The following is a 19,948-nucleotide window of genomic DNA, read 5'->3' as shown; positions in this document are numbered from 1 at the left end:
CTAACCGCCCTGCTGATCTCACGGCTGCGCGAGGTGCCAGGCGCCGTTGAGAAAACCGTCGCCTGTGGTGTCGCCGGCCTTCTGGTCCTTGGCGAAAGTATAGAGCGGCTTGCCCTTGTAGGCCCACTGCTTCGAACCATCGTCGCGCGAGATGATGGTGTAGCCGCCTTCGGCCTTGTCGCTGGCTTCCGCCTTCAGCACCGGCCAATTCATCGCGCACGGGCCGTTGCAGGCCGACTTGCCCTCAGTGTCCTTGTCGAAGGTGTAGAGCGTCATGCCCTTGGTGTCGGTCAAGACCGAGCCCTTCGCCGTGGTGCCGGTCTTGGTTGGCGGCGCGGCAAAGACAGCGGATGCGAGCGCGAACGAAGCGGCGGTAGCGAGCGCGAGTGCGAGTGTCGTCTTCATGAGTCTCCCTTTCGAATGCTGATGGCTTGCATGCGTAAGGACGCTGAAGGGCGCACCGTATTCCGTTGGCGGCGCGTGAAGAATTTTCGGCCGAGCGCCGGACGTGAGGGGAATAAAGCCGAGAGCGCGTGCGGATACCGGCAGCTACCGTCTGATCTCCTCGGCCGCGCGCACCAGCGGGCGGTCGGAGAGCTGGATCGGGCCGGAGAACGGCGTGCTCATTTCGAGGATCAGATAGATCGCGGCCGCGATCAGCGCCGCCGCGGCGACATAGGTCGAGACCACCACCGCATTGCGCGGCGCGCGAAAGCCGAGCGTGGCGAACATCAGCGTCAGCCACCCGACCAGGATGCAGATCAGCGGTGACGGGAACGACCCGTCGGACTGCTCGACGAAGGTCCAGCGCTGCTGCACCGCCTGGCGATAGACCGAGCGCGCGTCGTTCCACAGCGCGATCTTCTGCTCGTCGTTGAACTTCAGCTCGCGGAGACTGTTGCCGACCTCGTCGAGCAGATGCTCGGACACCTCGTTAGCGCGCGAGATCGGGGCATCCTTGAGCGCCTGCTCGACATAGGCGAGCAGCCGCTTGCGCGGCTCGTCGGCGCTGGGGCCGAGCGGCCGCAGGCTGCGATCGAGCAGGATGAGGTCGGTCGCGAAGACGTGCAGGTTGCGGTCGACGGCCGCATAGGTGTTGGCCGAATTGTTCATCATCAGGCCGAGCAGCAGCGACGGCATGGTCACGAACAGGGTCGCGACCAGCCGTACCGAGGTATTGGTTTCGTCGCTGCGGTGATGCTCGCCGAGCCGGGCATGGACCGCCATGGTCGCAAGCGCGGCGCCGCCGAGCAGCATGAAGATCAGGACGGCGACGACGACTGCAACCACGGCTTGCAAGGACCTGCGAGAGAATCAGGTGCGCAGGATAGCAAGTGCCGCGCGGCGGCGCATGCCCGGTTGACTGGCCCTTGCCACGCGCTATCCAGTCCGGACCGGCCTTGGCGCTCCGGTAGGCGCGCCAGGGCGCCCGAGGAGAGAAGCACGTGCATATTGTCGACGACAGCGAGGTCAACCGCGTCCTGAGTTTTCCGATCCTGATCGAGGCGATCGAAGCCGCACACCGGCGGCCGAAGATCGCGGTGCACGACAGCTATCTCGGCGACGACAGGGGGCAGCAGCTGGTGACCCGCAGCGCGGTCGATGCCGGCCGCTTCATGATGACCAAGCTGTACACCAGCTTCCCGGGCAACCTCGCGCACGGCAAGCTGCCCGCCGTGCAGGCGGTCTGCGTGCTGTTCGACGGCAATGACGGACGGCCGCTGGCGGTGATGGACGCCGCCGAGATCACCCATTGGAAGACAGCCGCGGACTCCGCGCTCGGCGCCAAGCATCTGGCGCGGCCGGATGCCGAAACGCTGCTGGTGGTCGGCGCCGGCGAGATGGCGCGCTGGCTGGTGCGCGGCCATCGCTCGGTGCGGCCGTCTCTGAAGCGGGTGCGGATCTGGAACCGGACGGTCGAGCGCGCGCAGGAGCTCGCCACGCTGCTGGAGGGCGACCGCATCGCCGCTGAAGTCGTCACCGATCTCGATACCGCAACGCGCGAGGCCGACATCATCACCACCTGCACCCGCTCGCGCGAGCCGCTGGTGAAGGGCGCCAACCTGAAGCCCGGCACCCATCTCGATCTGGTCGGCGGCTTCACTCCCGAGACTCGCGAGTCCGACGACGAGGCGGCGCGGCGCGCGCGCATCTTCGTCGACCGAAGGGAATCCGCCTTCGACGGCGTCGGCGACATTTTGCAGCCGATCGCGAGCGGCGCGATCAGAGAAACCGACGTGCTCGGCGATCACTACGACCTCGCGACCGGCAAGGTTGCCGGCCGGCTTTCGGTTAGCGACATCACCTTCTTCAAGAACGCCGGCGGCGGGCATCTCGATCTGATGACCTGCGAGACCGTGCTTGCTCAGCTGGGGAAGGAGCTAAGGTGAGCTCCGCGGGTTAGCGCAGCGTAACCCGCCCTACGCTTTTCTACGTCTCCCGCAGCCAGACCTCTCCGATCGAATGGTCGGCGCGCTTGCGCAGCACGACGTCGGCGCGCGTTCGCGTCGGCAGGATGTTCTCCCTGAGATTGGCGCGATGATGCTCGCGCCACAGCCGCTCCGCGACCTCGCGCGCGTCGCCGGGCGGCAGGTCCCTGTAATGGTGGAAATAGGAGGCGGGGTTACGGAACGCGGTCGCCTGCAGCCTGAGGAAACGCTCGACATACCAGGACTGGATGTCGGCCTCATCGGCATCGAGGTAGATCGAGAAGTCGAAGAAATCCGACACCACCACCGGCGCCGTGCCGCGCGCCAGCAACACGTTGAGGCCCTCGAACACCAGGATGTCCGGCTGCCGGATGACCTGGTGCTCCAACGGCACGATATCGCCGATCAGATGCGAATAGACCGGCAGTTCGAGCTCAGCTTCGCCCGCCTTGGCAGCGGCGAGAAACCGCAGCATCCGCGGCAGATCGTAGCTCTCGGGAAAGCCCTTGCGCCGCATCAGGCCGCGTTCTTCCAGAACTGCATTGGCATGCAGGAAGCCGTCGGTCGTCACCAGCTCAACGCGCGGGTGATCCGCCCAGCCGGCCAGCAGCGCACACAGCACACGGGCAAAGGTGCTCTTGCCGACGCCGACGCTGCCGGCCAACGCGACGATGTAGGGCGATCGGCGCGCCGGCCGGCCGAGAAACTCCGCCTTGACCTGCATCAGATTGCGCGCCGCCGAGAAATGCAGGTTCAAGAGGCGCGTCAGCGGCAGGTAGATGTCGCTCACTTCGACAGCATTGATCGGCCCGTTCAGGCCGCGCAGCGCCGCGAGATCGGCGTCCGACAGGGTCAGCGAGGTGCCGGCGCGCAATGCCGCCCAATCTCCGCGGCCGAAGATCATGTAGGCGGACAGCTCGTCGGGGTGGGCCATTCTCATCCGTTCACGGCGAGCCTGATGCATCCGATCGATCTTGCCGAGGTCAAGCCGGAGACGTCAATGGCCGGAACCGTAGGGCGGGTTAGCGTCAGCGTAGCCCGCCCTGCATTCCCTACTCCGCGGCCTGCTGTGCCGGTGCATCCAGCGCCGCCGACACCTTCGGCGGCGACATCGGCAGGCTGTAGAAGCGCTTGCCGAGCGCGTCGTGCACGGCGTTGGCGACCGCGGCCATGACCGGCACCAGTGGCACCTCGCCGACGCCCTTGACGCCCTGCGGGTGCTTCGGATTCGGCACCTCGACCAGCGCGCAATCGAGCATCGGCAGGTCGGAACAGACCGGCATCCGGTAGTCGAGGAAGCCGGGGTTATCGACCTTGCCGTCCTTGTTGTAGATGTACTCTTCGTTCAGCGCCCAGCCGATGCCCTGCGTGACGCCGCCCTGCAGCTGACCCTCGACATAGCTCGGATGCACGGCGCGGCCGACATCCTGCACAGCGGTGTAGCGGATCACCCTGACGATGCCGAGTTCGACATCGACCTCGACGTCGCAGATGTGCGTGCCGAAGCCGCCCTCGGCGCCTTGCGTGTTGAGCTGCACGCTGGCGCCGATCGGGCCGCCCTGCGACGGCGCCTTCTCGGCAAGGTCGGCGAGCGTCAGTGGCTCGAACTGGCCGGCGTTTGGACTGACGGGATGCGCGGCACCGTTCTCCCATTTCACGGCCTCAGGGTCGATCTCCCAGATCTTCGCGGCGCGCTCGCGCAACGTCGCGATCACCTTGTCGGCCGCCTGCGTCACCACCATCGAGGAGGCAAACAGCACGCGGCTGCCGCCGGTGAGATTGGAGAAGCCGACCGTCTGGGTGTCGCCGATGATGACGGAGACGCGCCTGTAGTCGATGCCGAGCAGTTCGGCGCAGATGTTGGCGATGCCGGCGCGCGAGCCGCCGATATCGGGATGCCCCGTGGTGACCACGACGTTGCCGTCCTCGGTGATGTTGACCTGCGCGGAGGATTCGCCGCCGGCGTTGAACCAGAAGCCGGAGGCAACGCCCCTGCCCTGATATTTGCCGAGCGGCGCGGCGTAGTGTGGGTGGTTCTTCGCCGCTTCCAGCGTCTCGATATAGCCGATGCGCGGGAACACCGGGCCGTGCGCCGCCTTGGTGCCTTCCTTGGCCGCGTTCTTCAGCCGCAGCGCCAGCGGATCCATCTTCAGCGCCTCTGCGAGCTCGTCGAGCACGCATTCCACCGCATAGGCGCCGATCGGCGCGCCGGGCGCACGATAGGCCGCGACCTTGGAACGGTTGGAGCAGACGTCGAAACCTTCCGACAGCACATGCGGAATGTCGTAGGGCGCGAAGCTGCACCCGACCGCGCCGCGGATCGGCGAGCCTGGGAAGGCGCCGGCCTGCAGATAGAAGCTGCCATGGGCGGCGACGATGGTGCCGTCTTTCTTCGCGCCGATCTTCACCGTGCTCTTCGAGCCCGATGTCGGACCGGTTGCGCGCATCACCTCCTCGCGCGTCATTACCATCTTGACCGGCCGGCCGGACTTCTTGGCGAGCAAGGTCGCGAGCGGCTCGAGATAGACGATGGTCTTGCCGCCGAAGCCGCCGCCGATCTCGGCGGGGATGGCGCGGATGTCGCTCTGCGGGATGCCGGTCAGCATCGAGGTCATCGCGCGTACCATGAACTGGCCCTGGCTCGACGACCAGATCGTGGTCTTGCCGTCGGCCGCGACCGAGATCAGGCAGGCATGCGGCTCGATATAGCCCTGGTGCACCGGACGCGTCGTGAAGGAGCGTTCGATCACGACATCCGCATCCTTGAAGCCCTGCGCGATGTCACCCTTCTTGGATTCGATCCGGCCCATGATGTTCGAGGGCTTGCCGTCGAATTTGTTGAACTCGTGCAGGATCGGCGCGTCGGGCTTGAGTGCGTCGTCGATCTCGATCGCCCAGGGCAGCACCTCGTAGTCGACCTCGATCAGCTTGCAGGCTTCCGCCGCGATCGCCTCCGTGGTCGCGGCGACGGCGGCGACGGGATGGCCGGGAAACAGCGCCTTGTCGCGCGCCATCACGTTGCGGCACATCCAGCGCATGTCCTGGATGCCGAGCATCACGGCGCCCTTCTCTACTCTGAAGTCGACGATGTCGCGCGAGGTCACCACCGCCTTGACGCCGGGCAGCGCCTCGGCCTTCTTGGTGTTGATCGACTTGATGCGGGCATGCGGATGCGGGCTGCGCAGTACCTTGCCCCAGATCATGCCGGGCATGGTGGTGTCGGCGGCGAACGCCGCACGGCCGGTGACCTTGTCGACGCCATCGGGCCTGATGGTACGCTGGCCGATCCATTTGTTGTTGACGACGTTCATCGAGCAGTCTCCCGCATTTCGGCAGCGGTCTCCATCACCGCGCGGACGATCTTGTCGTAACCGGTACACCGGCAGAGATTGCCGGCGAGCCAGAAGCGGACTTCCTCTTCGGTCGGATTGGAATTTCTGGCGAGCAGCGCCTCGGAGGCGACCAGCATGCCCGAGGTGCAGATGCCGCACTGGAGTGCGGCGTGCTCGAGGAATTTCTGCTGCAGGGGATGCAACTCGCCGCCCTTGGCCATGCCCTCGATGGTGCGGATCTCATGGCCCTCGGCCTCGGCCGCGAGCATCAGGCAGGAGCAGACCAGCCGGCCGTCGAGCGTGATCGAGCAGGCGCCGCAATCGCCGGTGGCGCAGCCTTCCTTGGAGCCGGTGAGCCCCAATTGCCCGCGCAGCGCATCGAGCATGGTCTCATACGGCTCGCACAGGAATTCGACCGGCTCGCCGTTGACGGAGGTGGTGACGTGCAGTTTCGCCATGGTGCTAGTGTCCTCCCGCGCGCTGGGCGGCGATCGCGGCGGTGCGCTTGAGCAGCACGCCGGCAGTCTTGGTCCGGTAAGCGATGGTGCCGCGCTTGTCGTCGATCGGACGACAGGCGGCGCGGCACGCGGCGGCGGCGGCCTCGAGCGCGGCGTCGTCGAGCTTCGAGCCAACCAGCGCTTGCGCGGCCGGCGCCACCAGCAGCGCGGTCGGCGCCACCGCGCCGAGGCCGACACGGGCCACGGTGCAGACGCCGTCCTTGAGGGTCAGGCTGACGCCGATGCCGACCACCGCGATATCCATCTCGGTGCGCGGAATCATCCGCAAGTAAGCATCGCCCGAGCCTTTGGGCCGCGGCGGGAGCGCAAAACTGACGAGGATCTCGCCCGGCTTGAGGTTGGTGCGGCCGGGTCCGGCCGGCACATCCTCGACCTTGAGCTCGCGGCGGCCGTTCGGGCCCTGCACGGTGACGACGGCGCCCGCCGCGATCATCGCCGGCACGCTGTCGCCGGCCGGCGAGCCGTTGCAGAGATTGCCGCCGGCGGAGGCGCGGCCCTGCACCTGCTTGGAGCCGATCAGGTTCACCGCTTCGAGCACGCCCGGCCACACCTTGCCGAAGCGCCCATGCTCGGCGAGCTCCATCCCGGAGACGGCAGCGCCGACGCGGAAACCGCCGTCGGCGGTTTCGGTGATCTCGGTCATCTCGCCGATCTTCTTGATGTCGACGATCAGTCCCGGCCGCACCAGGCCGGAGCGCATTTGCACCAATAAATCAGTGCCGCCTGCCATGATGCGGGCAGCACTTCCGGCGGCAGCGAATGCGCCAATCGCTTCATCAAGCGTGCGCGGTGCTACGTAACGGATATCGGTCATGACGGTTCTTCTGGTCTCCCTCGACTGCTTGTTCCCTCAGGATGTGCGGGATATGGCCTTATTGCTGGCCGGCAGAGCACAAGCCTACACGGCGGATCGCCGTCCGAACAGCCCGCGAGGTGCGGCAGGAAGCGCAGGCTCCTATGCAGGATGCGCGCTTGCGCAGTGCCGGACGCGGCGCGCGCCGCGGCTGCGGTCATCGAACATTCACGTCGCCGGTCCATGCGAAGGTCGCCGCCGATATTCCGAGATTGGCGGCACGGCGCTTGCTTGCATTCAGTAACGGATTGGTGAAGCATGCGGCTCGCTGCGGCCTACGGGCCGGCGCAACGACAAAATCGGGGGACGGCGAATGGTCGATGTTTCGCGCAGAATGCTCCTCAAGCTCGCGGCCAGCGTGCCGCCGGCGATCGCGGCCCCGGCTATCTTCTCATCGAACGCCATCGCCGCAGGCAAAGGCAAGACCATCTCGGCGGTGATGCATTCGGACCTGCGCATCATCGATCCCGGTTTCACCACCGCCTACATCACCCGCGACCATGGCTACATGGTCTACGATACGCTGCTCGGCATCGATTCAAGCTTCAAGGTCCGGCCGCAGATGGCGGACTGGACGATCTCGGACGACAAGCTGACCTACACTTTCACGCTGCGCGACGGCCTGAAATGGCACGACGGCACGCCGGTCACGGCCGAGGACTGCATCGCCTCGCTGAAGCGCTGGACCGTCGTCGACGGCATGGCGCAGAAGCTCGCCGAATTCACCGCTTCGCTCGAAGCGAGCGGACCGAAGACGATGGTGCTCAAGCTCAACGAGCCGTACGGCCTGGTGCTGGAGTCGCTGGCAAAGCCCTCCTCCTACGTCGCCTTCATGATGCCGAAGCGCCTCGCCGAGACGCCGGCCGGCAAGCAGATTGCAGAGCAGATCGGCAGCGGGCCGTTCAAGTTCGTCGCCGCGGAATTCCAGCCCGGCGTGAAGGCGGTCTATGAGCGCAATGCCGACTACGTGCCGCGCAAGGAAAAGCCGGATTGGCTGGCCGGCGGCAAGGTCGCGAAGGTCGATCGCGTCGAATGGATCACGATGCCCGACGCGCAGACCGCGATCAACGCGCTGCAATCCGGCGACATCGATTTTCTGGAACAACCCTCGATCGACCTGGTGCCGGTGCTCGAAGCCAATTCCGATCTCACCGTCGGCGTGCTGAACAAGTTCGGTTTCCAGATCGAGGGCCGGATGAACTTCCTGCACCCGCCGTTCGACAATCCCAAGATCCGCCGCGCGGCATTCCTGGCGATGAATCAGAAGGACGTGCTCGACGCCACCGTCGGCAACGCCAAATATTACGAGATCTGCGGCTCGTATTTCGCCTGCGACACGCCGCTCGCCAGCGACACCGGCGCGGAGACCCTGATCAAGGGCAACGGCATGGCCGAGGCCAAGAAGGCGCTGGCCGCCTCAGGCTATGACGGCACGCCCGTCGTGATCATGATCCCCGGCGACGTGCAGACGCTGAAGGGGCCGCCGACCGTCGCAGCGCAGCTGTTGCGCGCGGCCGGTTTCAACGTCGACGCGCAGGTGACGGACTGGCAGACCGTGGTGAGCCGCCGCGCCAGCCAGAAGCCGCCCAAGGAAGGCGGCTGGAACCTGTTTTTCACTTTCACCGGCGCGACCGAAGTGATGAACCCGATCGTCAACAACCAGATCGCCGCCAACGGCAAGCGGGCCTGGTTCGGCTGGCCCGAGGACGCCAAGCTCGAACAGATGCGCGACGCCTACGCGCGCGCCACCTCGCCTGAGGACCAGAAGAAGCTCGCGGTGGAGATCCAGAAGCAAGCCTACGAGCAGGTGATCTATGTCCCGCTCGGCCAGTTCCGCCTGCCGAGCGCCTGGCGCAAATCGCTCACAGGGGTGCTGGAAGGCCCGGCACCGCCGGTGTTCTGGAACGTCGACAAGACGGAATGAGCCGCTGCGGCGACCCAGGCAAGTTGATCGGCTTTCTCCACAACGCAGCTCGCGGAGAAAGCCCTACCCCGGGCCGTCCCGCTGCGCGCTGCCAAAAAACTCGAAAACAACCCCATGCAAAGTAGCCGACGGTCGCAACTTGACACGTCGGGCAACTCACCTGTAGACTTCTAATATTCCGAATTTATGCAAATGCCCTCCCCCGCAAGCGGGAGAGGGAGCGCACTTTCCGGTATTCGACTTAGCCCGAGTCGCCACCTCACTGGCCGTTGGTCCGGCGCGCGGCTTTCGGTGCCTCGTCCCTCAGCTTCTCCAATGCGCCGGGCATCATCTGCCCGAACATCGAGCTCAGCATCGCGGTCGGGATCAGGCCGGCGCTGTTGCCCTCCTGCCCCTGCCCGCCCGACATCAGGAATTGCGGCACCAGCGGCTGATTGATCCGCGTCAGCGCATCGGCGAACTTTGCGAAGTTCTGCTCGGCAAGCCGGTATTCCGGCCCGCCATAGGCATCGACCGACAGCTTGGTCGCCTGCGCATTGGCGGTACCGACCGCCAGCACCCGGTCGGCCTCGCCCTGGCCTTCCAGCCGCGACTGCTCGCCGACAGCGGCCGCCGTGACCTTGCGGGTCTCGGCATCCTTCTGCGCGCGGGCGAGCGCCGCCGCGCCCTCGTTCTCATTGACCCTGACCTGGATCAGCGATTGCGTCAGCGCGGTCTGCGCCGCGGCCGTCGCCTTGGCTTCGTTCAGTGCGCGCTCCTGCACCGCGGCCTTCTCCTGCTCCTGATAGGTCTCGACCTGCTCGCGCGCGATCTGGCGCGAGCGGAGCTGGATCAGGATGTTCTCGATGGTGTGGTCACCTACGGCCGCGCGCGGCGTGCCGATCAACACCTCCTGTAGGTCGAGCGAATAGCTCTCGAACCTCGCCTTCATGTCGTGGGCCGCTTCCTCCTGGATTGCGGCGCGGTTCTGCAGCAGCTCGATCAGCGTCATCTTCTGCGCGATATTCTTGAAGAACGCGCTGACCATCGGGTCGAGCGTCTGCTCGACCAGCTTTTTCACGTCGCCGAAGCGCTGAATGATCATCGGCGCCTTCTTGTAGTCGATATGCATCACCACCGAGAGCGGCAGCGTCGGCTCGAACGCGTCCTTGGTGATCAGCGAGATTTCCGACAGGTTCTCGTCGAGCTTCATCGCGCCGACCTCGCCGCGCATCCATTTCAGGATGAAGTTGACGGTCGGGATCACCTCGATCTTGCCGGCATAAGTGTTGAACGCGTATTTGCCGGGCAACAGCGGGTCCTTCCAGACGCCGCGGCTGCCGTTCAGCACCAGCTCGCCATGGCGATACTGCTCGCCCGAGACGTCGTCGGTGCGCGGACCGGTGTAGAAGATCACGACGCCGACATTGCCGACCGGGATCACCGTCTTCGGCACCGCCTCGACGGTCGCGAACAGGCGGTTGATGTACCAGGTGCCCTCGACGATGACCTGGAGCTGACGGCCGCGATAGCCGCCGGCGCTCAGGAATTTCTCGGGCTCCTGGAAATTGTTGTGAAAGGTCGCCGCGTCGCGCAGTTCGATGCCGACTTCGGGCGCGATGATCTCGCCGGGAGGCAGCGACGGGCCGTCATGCACGGTGACGATGCCGACCAGATCGTGATCGGCCGCCAGCACCACCGGCGCAAAGCCCCAGCGCTCGGTGATGGTGAGCTGCATGCCCTCGAGCACGCCGCGTTCCCGCTCGCTCAGCGCATGACCGTAGACGCGCTCGTCGGTGATGACGGCGAACTGCGTGGTGTTAATCGCATAGGTGCCTTCGCGCAGGATCTTGCGCTGCGGGCCCTTCTGGCCGCCGCCGAGCAGGAAGCGGCGCGCGTCCTGGAAATCCGACTTGTCTTCGGTGTCGTTGGCGCCGAGCACCTGCGACGGCTCCAGCGCCGCACCGTCGCGCGCGAACACATAGGCGATCTTGCCCTGGCCGACGGTCACGAGGTCCGAGCGGTGGATCCGGTACATGAAGGGAAACATCACGTGCAGGCCACCGCGCAGCACCTCGGGCTCGTAGCCGGCCTCGCCGTTCAGCGCGATGAAGCCGTCGTCGATCGAGCCCTTGATCGCCCACAGCTTCTCGACGATGCCGACCTGATTGTTCGGAATGTAGCGAAATACGTTCGATATACGCAGCAGGATCACACATGCGACCGCAGCAGCGATCCAAATGGCAGGCTGGGTTAAACCTGAACCATTAAGAAAACCGAGGAAGTCCATAGTCCATCTCCACAATTCGCAACTGGGCGGTTTGGGAACCAAACCTCATCCAAGAATTGCGGTGCGGAGATGTGGTGCGCGACCTGGGGCGCAAGGCGTGAACATTATTCGTACGGCCGATCTTTTTTTGATGACCGTCTGAACCGCCAGGCGAGTCGCGCGACATTGTCGGTGCGAATAATTGCTGCGGTTGCTTATCATTCGCGGCCAACATGCGAGATAGCTCTAGCGCGAGCCATGTTGGGCGCGATCGCAAGGATCAGTCGCGTTCGAAAACCTTGGCACCAGGGTAGACCCGTCGGGCATACGCGACGACCCGCGCTCGCTCCTGCGTCTCCAGGAACGGAGTTTGGATCTTGCACGATCCGACGATGAGGTGCCACAAGCCATTGAGCTTCTGAATGTTGATGATCATTTTGGCTGCTCCTCGAAGAACCCGCGTGCAGTTGCTTCGTCTAGCGTATCCTTTCTGCCCGGTTCTTGCCGGGAGCGCTATTCCGGTCGACTACGTTCGGGGAAAGTACGTAAGGTGGACGCACCCGCACCAGCTCATGCGTGGCGACAACTCGATGCAATTGACGGGAAGCAAAAACCCGGCGGCCTCTAACAGGCCGCCGGGTGCGCTCAAGTAATGTCTTGGGGATGAAATGTGTCTGTCTTCTGCCCGGTTTTGGCCGGGCGCGCTATCCGGGCGACTACGTCCGGGGAAAGTACGTGGGTTGACGAAGGCGTGGCACAGGAACTGATCGTCTGGATCACGTCGCGAGGACGAAGCCGATACGGGTTTGCGAGCACGCGCCCCCATCTCGGGTACCACCAGCGGCCGCCGATCACGACACCCGCGGATGCGATCTTGCGATCGCCCGTCAGGTGCTCGCCGACCGCGTCGACATAGCCGGACCGCCCTTCCCCGACCGACAACGGCATGAACCGCCAAACGAGTCGCGCGACATCGATCGGCGCGAAAAAACTTGCCGCGATTGCGCATCATTCGCGGCACCCCGGCCCTGCCATTAGGGCGTGGATTCACCGAGGTCCGCTCCTGACGGCGACGCAGTAATTGCTCTGCTCGATCGTCGTCGGCTGCTTTTGACCCAATCGAGGTATCGTTTCGCGGCCCTCCTTGCTCGTTCTCAGGAAAAGTTGACCCAGATCAACATGGCTCGCACGAGAGCGCGTTACTTGCGAGCCGGTTCGGGAGGCGCTTACCTGAAGGAGGAGCAAATGAAGCCACTTTCTGAACAACTCGCCGAATTGTCGGTGCGCGCAAAGAATGCCGAAACTGCCTTTGCTGCCGCACAAAAGGAAGCGCGTGACAAGATCGAAGCGCGGAAGGCAGAGGCACTTTCGGCTGCAAAGATGGCCGTCGAAAAGGTGAGCCAGCAAATCAAGTCGGTCGGCGATTCTGCCGACAGAGACAGGCAGGCGCTGCAAGCAAAAATCACCGCGGACGTGAACACCTTGAAGGCGTACGCGCTCAAAGCAAAGCATGATATCAAGGCCAACCTTGCCGAGGAGCGCGCAACGCTTCTGGAAGAAGACGCCGGTTTCGCGATCGATTACGCCATAGCGTCGGTTGAACAGGCACAACTCGCCGTCCTGGACGCGATCGACGCCCGGCGCGCCGCCGAGCAGGCCAGGCGCAGTTAGCATCGAAAACACTGCAAACCGAGGCCGCCTCGTTCGCGGCCTCTTTCGTTTTGGGCCAAGCTGCGACGTCCCTATTGGCCCGAAGCCGAAGGTCCGCCCGTCCGTCAGCCCGTCAGATCATTTGGGCAGAGCAGACGCCGCCGGTTTGGCCGCCACGGACGGCTTTTGACCCACAACGGACTTCACGCCGAGCGCGGTAGCGTTGTAGGCTGTTCAGCCATCCATGTATCTTGTGTGAGCCGGTAAAGAACTTGTGGCCGCAATGGATCACCTTCCGAGATGCGGGGGTGATCGAAGTTCTCTGCAGGGTCGTGAGACATCCCAAGCTTCGCCATCAGGCGTCGGGATCGAGTATTTCTAATACTTGCATGGGCAACAATTTCCGCGAGGTGAAGCTGCTCGAAGCCAAAGCCAAGTGACGCTCGTGCAGCTTCGGTGGCAAATCCCTGTCCCCAGAACGGCCGCGCCAGCCGCCATCCCACTTCGACCGCAGGCGTGAATCGTGCGGCAAAGCCAATCCGCAATAGCCCGACAGCGCCGATGAATATGCCAGATGCATTCGACTCAACGGCCCACATACAAAAGCCGTGAGACGATTGGTGGGTCCTCTGGAAGTCGATCCAAGCGTCTGATGCGGCCCGCGTCGCCAGCGGGCGGAGGAATTCCATCACGTCAGGATCCTCGGACATCTCTGCAAAGGGCAGCTTGTCCGAATCCGTCCATGGCCTGAGAATGAGCCGTGGCGTCAAGAGATGCATTGGCCTTGCTTTTGACCGCAGTGTAACGGGACGCTCCTAATCCCAAATCACATATCCCGATTGTAGCGACAGTATCACTGATTTCGTGGCGGGCGTCACTTCCGCTTCTGGCCCATCGCGTCAGTTGGCGCAGTGCAGCGACATGTCCGAAGTTGAGTGTAGACCTGAAGTAGCCGGCCGACTGCAAAGACGACGCTACTGACCCCGAACGGAAATTAGAGTTCGATCGCTGGCGAAAATCACCGAACGCAACGGCACGCACGTGCCGGATTGCTCGCGTCCGCGCGTTGCGGTCGGGCAACACCTTCTGAAAAAGCGTAGCGTTAACGATGTCCGCCCATTGCGCGTTTCCATTTTGATCCGAATGATCGATGCCGTCGCGTGCTGGGCGGTGCAACGGGGCTCGGATCGGGCCTTTGGAGGCTACGGGATGATGGACCCGCGGCGAATTGCGACTCCGGAATTGTGCGGGACCCTCGTTCTCGCAGGTTGGCTTGTTGCCTGGCTTGCCGGCTCTGCCGGCATCGGGGACAGCGGCGCAGTGTCCCTTGAAGGGCTCGTTCCTTCTCTCGCCGCCAACGCCGAACCGGCTGATGCGCGTCAGACCACTGCAGTCGACAGCGCCGCCAAAGTGACTGCGGAAGCCGCGATGCCTGTGGAACCCGTAACGGGGCCGGCGTCCGACATGGCAGCCGCCCCGCTAGCAGACCTCATGGACAACGCCGTCGCTAACGCCGATGCGGCGATGGCGGTTGAACCGGCGCCGGCGACGCCCGTTGATGCGACGGCGAGCCCGAGCGAGCCGAAGTCGATCGTCGTGGCTGCATTGCCGGATTCGTCGCAGACACTGCCGGCCGAAACATCGCCGGTGCAGGCGGCGACGGCGAGCACGCCTCCAGTGTCCGGTAACACCGAGGAGGCCGCGAGACCCCTGGATATTTCCGAGGAATGCCTCGTCGTCGATGTGTGCATCGACCGGTACCTTTGGGCGCTCTATCAGCGGACGCCGAAGGAAGACACCATCAGCGTACAGGAGCAGCGGAAAGTGACAGTCAAGCGGAAGCGCAAGACGGTGACTGTCAGCAGGACGTTCACCCGGCGCGTCGATGACGATTTCACGTGGAAGGATCCGAAGGCGGCGGAAAGGATGGGCATGCCGCTGATCGACTACGTGATTGGAGGGGTGGATCGGAGTTTCAAGCTCAAGCTGTTTCACGCGCTTTACGCGGCGGAGCAGGCCGGCCTGGCGCCCGGCATCACCAGCGCGTTCCGCGATGACTATCGTCAATCGATTGCGAGCGGCCTGAAGGCGGCATCCGACAAATCATACCATGGAGGCAGCTTCCGCGGCGGCTATGGCCACGGGCTTGCCGCCGATATCGTGAGCGTCAAAGGCGCGACGCGGGCGGAGCGTTGGGTCTCCACCGATGCGCTTTGGAAATGGATCGATGCGCGTGGGCCGGAATTCGGCATCGGGCGACCGTATCTCGATCGAGATCCACCGCATGTCGCGCCGATCGACGGCAAGGAATACGCCGCTCACCGCGGCGGGACGAAGGCTCAGCACGCGGAAGCAGATACCAAGAAGCGCAACGGGGGCGCCGTGCGGGTCGTGGCGAAACGATCAAAAACCGCAAAAGCGTCGAAGGGGAGAACGATCTGATCGGGTTCGGCTGCGCCTTCCAGCACGACGCGGGCAACAATGCCTAGCAATCCCATCATCGTGCAGAAATACGGCGGCGCCTGTCTCGAAACACCGGCAAAAATCCGCGCGGCGGCGAGCAGCGTCGCCGACCTGCATGGCCGTGGTCATCGGGTCGTGGCGATCGTTTCAGCGATGGGCAAGACCACCGATGAACTCGTCAGGATGGCCTATCAGGTCAGCCCGCATCCCAATCGCCGCGAACTCGATATGTTGTTGACCACCGGCGAGCGCATCAGCATGTCGTTGATGAGCATGGCGCTGTCTGATCTCGGCGTGCCGGCGATCAGCTTTACCGGCAGCCAGGCCGGTGTCATGACCGACGGGTCCCACTCCTCCGCACGCATTCTGGATGTGCGGCCCATTCGCGTGCGCGAAGAACTCGATCGCGGACGCATCGTGGTTCTGGCAGGCTTTCAGGGCGTGAACCCGCTGACCAAGGAAATCACGACGCTTGGCCGGGGTGGCAGCGACACCACCGCGGTCGCCATGGCTGCGGCGCTCAAGGCGGAGTGTTGCGAGATCATCAAGGAGGTCGACGGAGTTTGCTCGGCTGACCCGCGCATCGTCGTGGACGCAAAGCCGTTGCGTCAGCTCGATTTCGCATCCCTGGCCGAAATGTGCTTCTGGGGCGCCAAGGTCCTGCACTTTCGCAGCGTGGAGCTGGCCCACAGCCAGAACGTGCCTCTGGTCTTGAGAAAGTGGGGCGGCGCTCGACACAGCACGCAAGTGATGAAGGAGGTCGCGGACATGGAGAACGGAAAGGTCCTGGCGGTCAACTCGATGGCTCGCATTGAGCACGTGGAAATCGATTCGGCGGACCTCAATCAAGGTTTTGAGAAGTTCGCGCAGCACCTCAAGCAAAATGGCCTGCCTTGGCCGCAACTGCTCGCCTCGGCATTCAGCGCCGAAAAAACTCGCATCATGATGACTTGCGATTCGGAGACACTCGACGCGTTGCTGCGCACGCTGAATGGGAGCAAAGATCTGCGCAAACAGCGCGAGGCCCTGAGTTCGGTGAGCCTCACCTGCTTCGGCGGGATTTCCTCGGACTTGCCGTACGAGGCGATTCAGATTCTGCAACGCCACGGAATCATCGCCGACAAGTATGTCCTGTCATCGCATTCGGTCAGCTTCTTTGTTCCGGTGGAGAGCCGCGAGGCCGCGGTCATGGCTTTGCATTCGCTGATCTAGTTGAAATGTGGCAAGAGAGCGGACGAGGATTTTTTAGGTACGCGCGCTATCTCGGATGCCACCAGCGTCCGCCGATCACGACGCCTTCGGACGCGATCTTGCGATCGCCCGTCAAATGTTCGCCGACCACGTCGACATAATCGAACTGCCCTTCCCTGACCGTGAGCAGCGTGGCGTCGCCGGCGCTGCCCGGCTTGAGGCTACCGAGCTCAGGCCGCCGCAACGCCATCGCAGCATTGACGGTCGAGGCGGCGATCACGTCGGGCAGCGACATTCCCATGCAGAGGAACTTCGACATCGTCGTCACCTGGTCGAACGCCGGGCCGTCGATGCAGAGCTGATGGATGTCGGAGGAGATGGTGTCGGGATAGAAGCCGTTGGCGAGCATCGCGCGCGCGGTCTTGAAGGCGAACGAGCCCTTGCCATGGCCGATATCGAACAGCACGCCGCGCTCGCGTGCCTCCAGCACCGCCTTCTTCACCGTGCCCTGCGCGGTCGCGGGCGTGTTGGGGAACGGCCGGAACGCGTGCGTCAACACATCGCCCGGGCGCAGGCGCGCGAGCACCTCCTCATAGCTCGGCGGCGGATGGTCGATATGCGCCATCAAGGGCATGCCGACCTCTTCGGCAACCTCGAGCGCGATCTCGAGCGGCACCAGCCCCGAGGTGCCGGAGGCATGCAGGCCGACCCGCACCTTGATGCCGACGATGAGGTCGCGGTTCACGTCCGCCACGCGCGCGGCATCGACCGGATTCATCAGCCGCAATTCCTCGCTCTCGCCGACCATCACGCGATCGGAGAAGCCGAAGATGCCGGCATGCGAGACATGCAGATAGGCGAGGATGCGGACCTGGCTCGGCTCGATCACGTGCTTGCGGAAACCGGCAAAATTGCCGGGGCCGGCGCTGCCGGTGTCGACCGATGTGGTGACGCCGGAGGTGCGGCAGAACTCCTCTGCGTCGATACCGAGCGAGGTGCCACCCCAATAGACATGGGTGTGCAGGTCGATGATCCCCGGTGAGACGATCAGCCCGGAGACGTCGCGGACCTCGGTTGCGGGATCGGCCTTCAGCTCCCGGCCGACCGCGGCGACCTTGCCGCCGGCAAAGGCGACATCGGTCACGGCATCGAGCTTTTGCGACGGGTCGACCACCCGTCCGCCGCGCAGAATCAATTCGAAAGGCATTGTCGTCTCCGGATTTCAGTCCGGCACGATGGTCGACTTCGCCTCCGCCTGCAAGCGGCTCAACCGACGCGGGCCTGCTGGGTCGCGGGCGCGATCACCGTCGTCGTCCGATCCGCACTCTCGTCCGCGGCTATGGCCGACGCGACGATGGCCGCAATGGCCGGATGATGTGATGCCTGCGAAGCGGCAATGGTCTCGTGAGCCCAGCGATACGAGGATTCGAAGATTTCCTGATGGCGGTCGAAATCGGTCACGTCGATGCCATCGGGCGTCGGCGGGCGCATCACGAAGTCGAGCGGCGTGGTCGGCAGCGTATCGTAGCGCTGATGCGCGACGAGGCTGCGCCACAGCACGTTGATGGCACTGGGCGCTGCCGGGAGCGCCTTCCGCCGGAACGGCGTCAGCAGCGACGCGAGCAACTCGAACCGCCCCGGCAGCGCGGCATAGTCGACGTCGAACATCTCGGTTGCCGGCTCGCCGAAATGGACCACGAGGTTGGGCCCGCTCTTCATCTGATGCATCTGCGCCAGCGGAACGTTGTCGACCAGACATCCGTCGACCAGCATCGAGCCGTCTTTGGTGTAGAACGGCGGCAGCAGGCCGGGGATGGCGCTCGATGCGCGCACCGCCTGCCAGACGAGGCCGGTCCTGATCAATTCGAGACTGTGCGTCGAAAGGTTGGTCGCGACTGCCGCGAACGGCCGCCAGCAATCCTCGATCCGGCAGGTGTGGCCGTATTGATCGGCGAGCGCCCGGTCGAAGGCCTTGTGGTCGAGCAGCGCGTAACGCGGCCAGGTCGGGCGGCGGAAGCTGCGGCTGGAGACGAAGATCTCATGCGTGCCGCGCTCGAGATGCTCGGCATCGTAGTTCTTGGCAAAGCCCGCCGCCATCGCCGAGCCGACGCTAGTGCCGACGAAGATGTCGAACATCGCGCCGCGCTCGCGAAACGCCTTGTAGACGCCGACATGCGCGGTGCCGAGGCTACCGCCGCCGCCGGCGACAAACCCGACGGCGCGACCGCACAGGAAGCGCACCAGGCTCTCGATATCGATCTGGTCCTCGAGCGCGACATGGTGATGCATGAAGCAAGGCAGCCGTGCCAGCCAGGCCGCGGTACCGCTAACCTCGTTGCGCCTGACATCATGAATACGAACCAGGCGACGCGCCGACGCCGGATGCACGGCGCAGGCGAAGCTCTCGATCTCGGCGAGATCAGGCGGCGGAGCATCGCCGCGGCATGCGAACACGACGAGGTCGGCCTGGCGAATGGCCTTGCGCGCCCATTCGGATGCTTCAGCACCACCGAAATAAGCCACCAGCGGCGCGTCGTACTCGATCCGGTTCAGCCAGTCGGCGACCTCGGAGGCGTCAAGCGCGCGGCCGGGAAACATCGCCTGAATGCGCGCGAGATCGACGATCTCGGCACCTGCGGCAGCAAGGCCTTCGCGCAAACGCCGTTCGAAGGCAGGCGGCACCGGCTCCCGTCCACCCGCAATCAGCGCGACGGTGCGCGCCTTCGGCGACGCCCGGACAGGCAACAGCCGCGCAGTTTGAACGGCAAACCGCTGGGCAAGCGCGGCCAGCAGCGCCTCGACGATCCCCGGCGTTTCCTGGACCAACCTCGCATAGGCCGCGCGCGTCAACACCAGCACGCTGGAATCGCGGATCGCGATCACGTTGGCCGTGCGCGGGATGTTGGCGAAGAAGCCGATCTCGCCGACCAGCTCGCCGGCGCGAAGCTCCGCAATCGGCTCGGGATGATCGGTCCGGTGCACGGCGAGCGCACCGTGCAGCACCAGAAACAGTGAATCCGAGGCGCCCCCCTGCTCGACCAGGAGCTCGCCACGGACCAGATCGCGCCGGGTCATCGCGCCGAAGGCGATCAGCCGCTGCTCGGCGCTGAGGGTTCGGAACAGCGCGAAGTCCTCGGACAGGTTTCCCCACGCAAACGTTGCGCTCGGCGGCACACGGTTCGATTGCATGCGCGGATGTTAGCGCCGGGCCGCCGTCCCGGCGAGCGATATCGGGCCGGTCTCGACATCGCTGTGGCCCGTTGGGAGCACTGCAACACGGGCGCCGCCCGGGCCGCAGCGCAGGATCGAAATCGAAGCGCAGCCATTCTCGAATAAAAAA

General features: G+C 64.5%; 16 protein-coding genes. 5 read left to right on the top strand and 11 right to left on the bottom strand.

Going from position 1 to position 19,948, the window contains the following annotated elements; all coding sequences use genetic code 11:
• Window positions 1–18 precede the first annotated feature (18 nt).
• Window positions 19–405 (bottom strand): COG4315 family predicted lipoprotein, encoded by a 387-nt coding sequence (locus ACVISU_RS37345; RefSeq protein ID WP_456710296.1) that lies wholly within the window; start codon window positions 403–405, stop codon window positions 19–21.
• Between the two features lie 144 nt (window positions 406–549).
• Window positions 550–1,290 (bottom strand): bestrophin-like domain, encoded by a 741-nt coding sequence (locus ACVISU_RS37340; protein WP_456710295.1) that lies wholly within the window; start codon window positions 1,288–1,290, stop codon window positions 550–552.
• A gap of 155 nt (window positions 1,291–1,445) precedes the next feature.
• Here ACVISU_RS37340 and ACVISU_RS37335 point away from each other — a divergent pair, with 155 nt between their 5' ends.
• Window positions 1,446–2,390 (top strand): ornithine cyclodeaminase family protein, encoded by a 945-nt coding sequence (locus tag ACVISU_RS37335; protein WP_456710294.1) that lies wholly within the window; start codon window positions 1,446–1,448, stop codon window positions 2,388–2,390.
• 40 nt (window positions 2,391–2,430) lie between these two features.
• Here the strand turns inward: ACVISU_RS37335 and coaA are convergent, their stop codons facing one another.
• From coaA to ACVISU_RS37315, 4 genes are all read right to left on the bottom strand, one after another.
• The gene (gene coaA / locus ACVISU_RS37330; protein ID WP_456710293.1) at window positions 2,431–3,393 is read right to left on the bottom strand and encodes a type I pantothenate kinase; all 963 of its coding nucleotides are present in this window, start codon (window positions 3,391–3,393) and stop codon (window positions 2,431–2,433) included.
• An 88-nt stretch (window positions 3,394–3,481) separates the two neighbouring features.
• On the bottom strand, window positions 3,482–5,740 hold the full coding sequence (locus ACVISU_RS37325; RefSeq protein WP_456710292.1) for a xanthine dehydrogenase family protein molybdopterin-binding subunit: 2,259 nt from the start codon (window positions 5,738–5,740) through the stop codon (window positions 3,482–3,484).
• On the bottom strand, window positions 5,737–6,219 hold the full coding sequence (locus ACVISU_RS37320; RefSeq protein WP_050402855.1) for a (2Fe-2S)-binding protein: 483 nt from the start codon (window positions 6,217–6,219) through the stop codon (window positions 5,737–5,739). Before ACVISU_RS37320 ends, ACVISU_RS37325 begins: the two co-directional genes overlap by 4 nt.
• Window positions 6,220–6,223: 4 nt before the next feature.
• A complete protein-coding gene (locus tag ACVISU_RS37315) occupies window positions 6,224–7,084 on the bottom strand; it encodes an FAD binding domain-containing protein (RefSeq protein ID WP_456710980.1) in 861 nt (286 codons plus the stop codon).
• A 361-nt stretch (window positions 7,085–7,445) separates the two neighbouring features.
• Between ACVISU_RS37315 and ACVISU_RS37310 the strand changes: the two genes are divergently transcribed.
• Window positions 7,446–9,056 (top strand): ABC transporter substrate-binding protein, encoded by a 1,611-nt coding sequence (locus ACVISU_RS37310; RefSeq protein WP_456710291.1) that lies wholly within the window; start codon window positions 7,446–7,448, stop codon window positions 9,054–9,056.
• 259 nt (window positions 9,057–9,315) lie between these two features.
• Here ACVISU_RS37310 and ACVISU_RS37305 read toward each other — a convergent pair whose 3' ends face one another.
• Together ACVISU_RS37305 and ACVISU_RS37300 are read right to left on the bottom strand one after the other, a co-directional pair.
• Entirely contained in the window at window positions 9,316–11,325 is a 2,010-nt protein-coding gene (locus ACVISU_RS37305) for an SPFH domain-containing protein (protein ID WP_456710290.1), read from the bottom strand.
• A 259-nt stretch (window positions 11,326–11,584) separates the two neighbouring features.
• A complete protein-coding gene (locus ACVISU_RS37300) occupies window positions 11,585–11,740 on the bottom strand; it encodes a hypothetical protein (protein WP_170991602.1) in 156 nt (51 codons plus the stop codon).
• A gap of 809 nt (window positions 11,741–12,549) precedes the next feature.
• On the opposite strand from ACVISU_RS37300, the gene ACVISU_RS37295 reads away from it, so the two are divergent.
• Entirely contained in the window at window positions 12,550–12,975 is a 426-nt protein-coding gene (locus ACVISU_RS37295; protein WP_063695609.1) for a hypothetical protein, read from the top strand.
• A gap of 182 nt (window positions 12,976–13,157) precedes the next feature.
• Here the strand turns inward: ACVISU_RS37295 and ACVISU_RS37290 are convergent, their stop codons facing one another.
• Window positions 13,158–13,733 (bottom strand): GNAT family N-acetyltransferase, encoded by a 576-nt coding sequence (locus ACVISU_RS37290; protein WP_456710289.1) that lies wholly within the window; start codon window positions 13,731–13,733, stop codon window positions 13,158–13,160.
• A 364-nt stretch (window positions 13,734–14,097) separates the two neighbouring features.
• On the opposite strand from ACVISU_RS37290, the gene ACVISU_RS37285 reads away from it, so the two are divergent.
• Both ACVISU_RS37285 and ACVISU_RS37280 read left to right on the top strand, forming a co-directional pair.
• A complete protein-coding gene (locus ACVISU_RS37285) occupies window positions 14,098–15,396 on the top strand; it encodes a peptidase M15 (RefSeq protein WP_456710288.1) in 1,299 nt (432 codons plus the stop codon).
• Between the two features lie 39 nt (window positions 15,397–15,435).
• A complete protein-coding gene (locus ACVISU_RS37280; RefSeq protein WP_050406416.1) occupies window positions 15,436–16,629 on the top strand; it encodes an aspartate kinase in 1,194 nt (397 codons plus the stop codon).
• A 46-nt stretch (window positions 16,630–16,675) separates the two neighbouring features.
• Here the strand turns inward: ACVISU_RS37280 and ACVISU_RS37275 are convergent, their stop codons facing one another.
• The gene (locus tag ACVISU_RS37275) at window positions 16,676–17,815 is read right to left on the bottom strand and encodes an amidohydrolase/deacetylase family metallohydrolase (RefSeq protein ID WP_456710287.1); all 1,140 of its coding nucleotides are present in this window, start codon (window positions 17,813–17,815) and stop codon (window positions 16,676–16,678) included.
• A 59-nt stretch (window positions 17,816–17,874) separates the two neighbouring features.
• Window positions 17,875–19,797 (bottom strand): cyclic nucleotide-binding and patatin-like phospholipase domain-containing protein, encoded by a 1,923-nt coding sequence (locus tag ACVISU_RS37270; RefSeq protein ID WP_063695605.1) that lies wholly within the window; start codon window positions 19,795–19,797, stop codon window positions 17,875–17,877.
• Between the last annotated feature and the right edge of the window lie 151 nt (window positions 19,798–19,948).

Source organism: Bradyrhizobium sp. USDA 4452, from assembly GCF_054063575.1.
This window is presented reverse-complemented; position numbering and strand designations above follow the sequence as displayed.

What these genes read in the sequence shown, in the direction of transcription:
- ACVISU_RS37300 (WP_170991602.1), bottom strand. Translation starts at nt 11,740, where the DNA reads ATGATCATCAACATTCAGAAGCTCAATGGCTTGTGGCACCTCATCGTC.
- ACVISU_RS37290 (WP_456710289.1), bottom strand. Translation starts at nt 13,733, where the DNA reads ATGCATCTCTTGACGCCACGGCTCATTCTCAGGCCATGGACGGATTCG.
- ACVISU_RS37305 (WP_456710290.1), bottom strand. Translation starts at nt 11,325, where the DNA reads ATGGACTTCCTCGGTTTTCTTAATGGTTCAGGTTTAACCCAGCCTGCC.
- ACVISU_RS37275 (WP_456710287.1), bottom strand. Translation starts at nt 17,815, where the DNA reads ATGCCTTTCGAATTGATTCTGCGCGGCGGACGGGTGGTCGACCCGTCG.
- coaA (WP_456710293.1), bottom strand. Translation starts at nt 3,393, where the DNA reads ATGCATCAGGCTCGCCGTGAACGGATGAGAATGGCCCACCCCGACGAG.
- ACVISU_RS37295 (WP_063695609.1), top strand. Translation starts at nt 12,550, where the DNA reads ATGAAGCCACTTTCTGAACAACTCGCCGAATTGTCGGTGCGCGCAAAG.
- ACVISU_RS37320 (WP_050402855.1), bottom strand. Translation starts at nt 6,219, where the DNA reads ATGGCGAAACTGCACGTCACCACCTCCGTCAACGGCGAGCCGGTCGAA.
- ACVISU_RS37285 (WP_456710288.1), top strand. Translation starts at nt 14,098, where the DNA reads ATGATCGATGCCGTCGCGTGCTGGGCGGTGCAACGGGGCTCGGATCGG.
- ACVISU_RS37325 (WP_456710292.1), bottom strand. Translation starts at nt 5,740, where the DNA reads ATGAACGTCGTCAACAACAAATGGATCGGCCAGCGTACCATCAGGCCC.
- ACVISU_RS37270 (WP_063695605.1), bottom strand. Translation starts at nt 19,797, where the DNA reads ATGCAATCGAACCGTGTGCCGCCGAGCGCAACGTTTGCGTGGGGAAAC.
- ACVISU_RS37310 (WP_456710291.1), top strand. Translation starts at nt 7,446, where the DNA reads ATGGTCGATGTTTCGCGCAGAATGCTCCTCAAGCTCGCGGCCAGCGTG.
- ACVISU_RS37345 (WP_456710296.1), bottom strand. Translation starts at nt 405, where the DNA reads ATGAAGACGACACTCGCACTCGCGCTCGCTACCGCCGCTTCGTTCGCG.
- ACVISU_RS37280 (WP_050406416.1), top strand. Translation starts at nt 15,436, where the DNA reads ATGCCTAGCAATCCCATCATCGTGCAGAAATACGGCGGCGCCTGTCTC.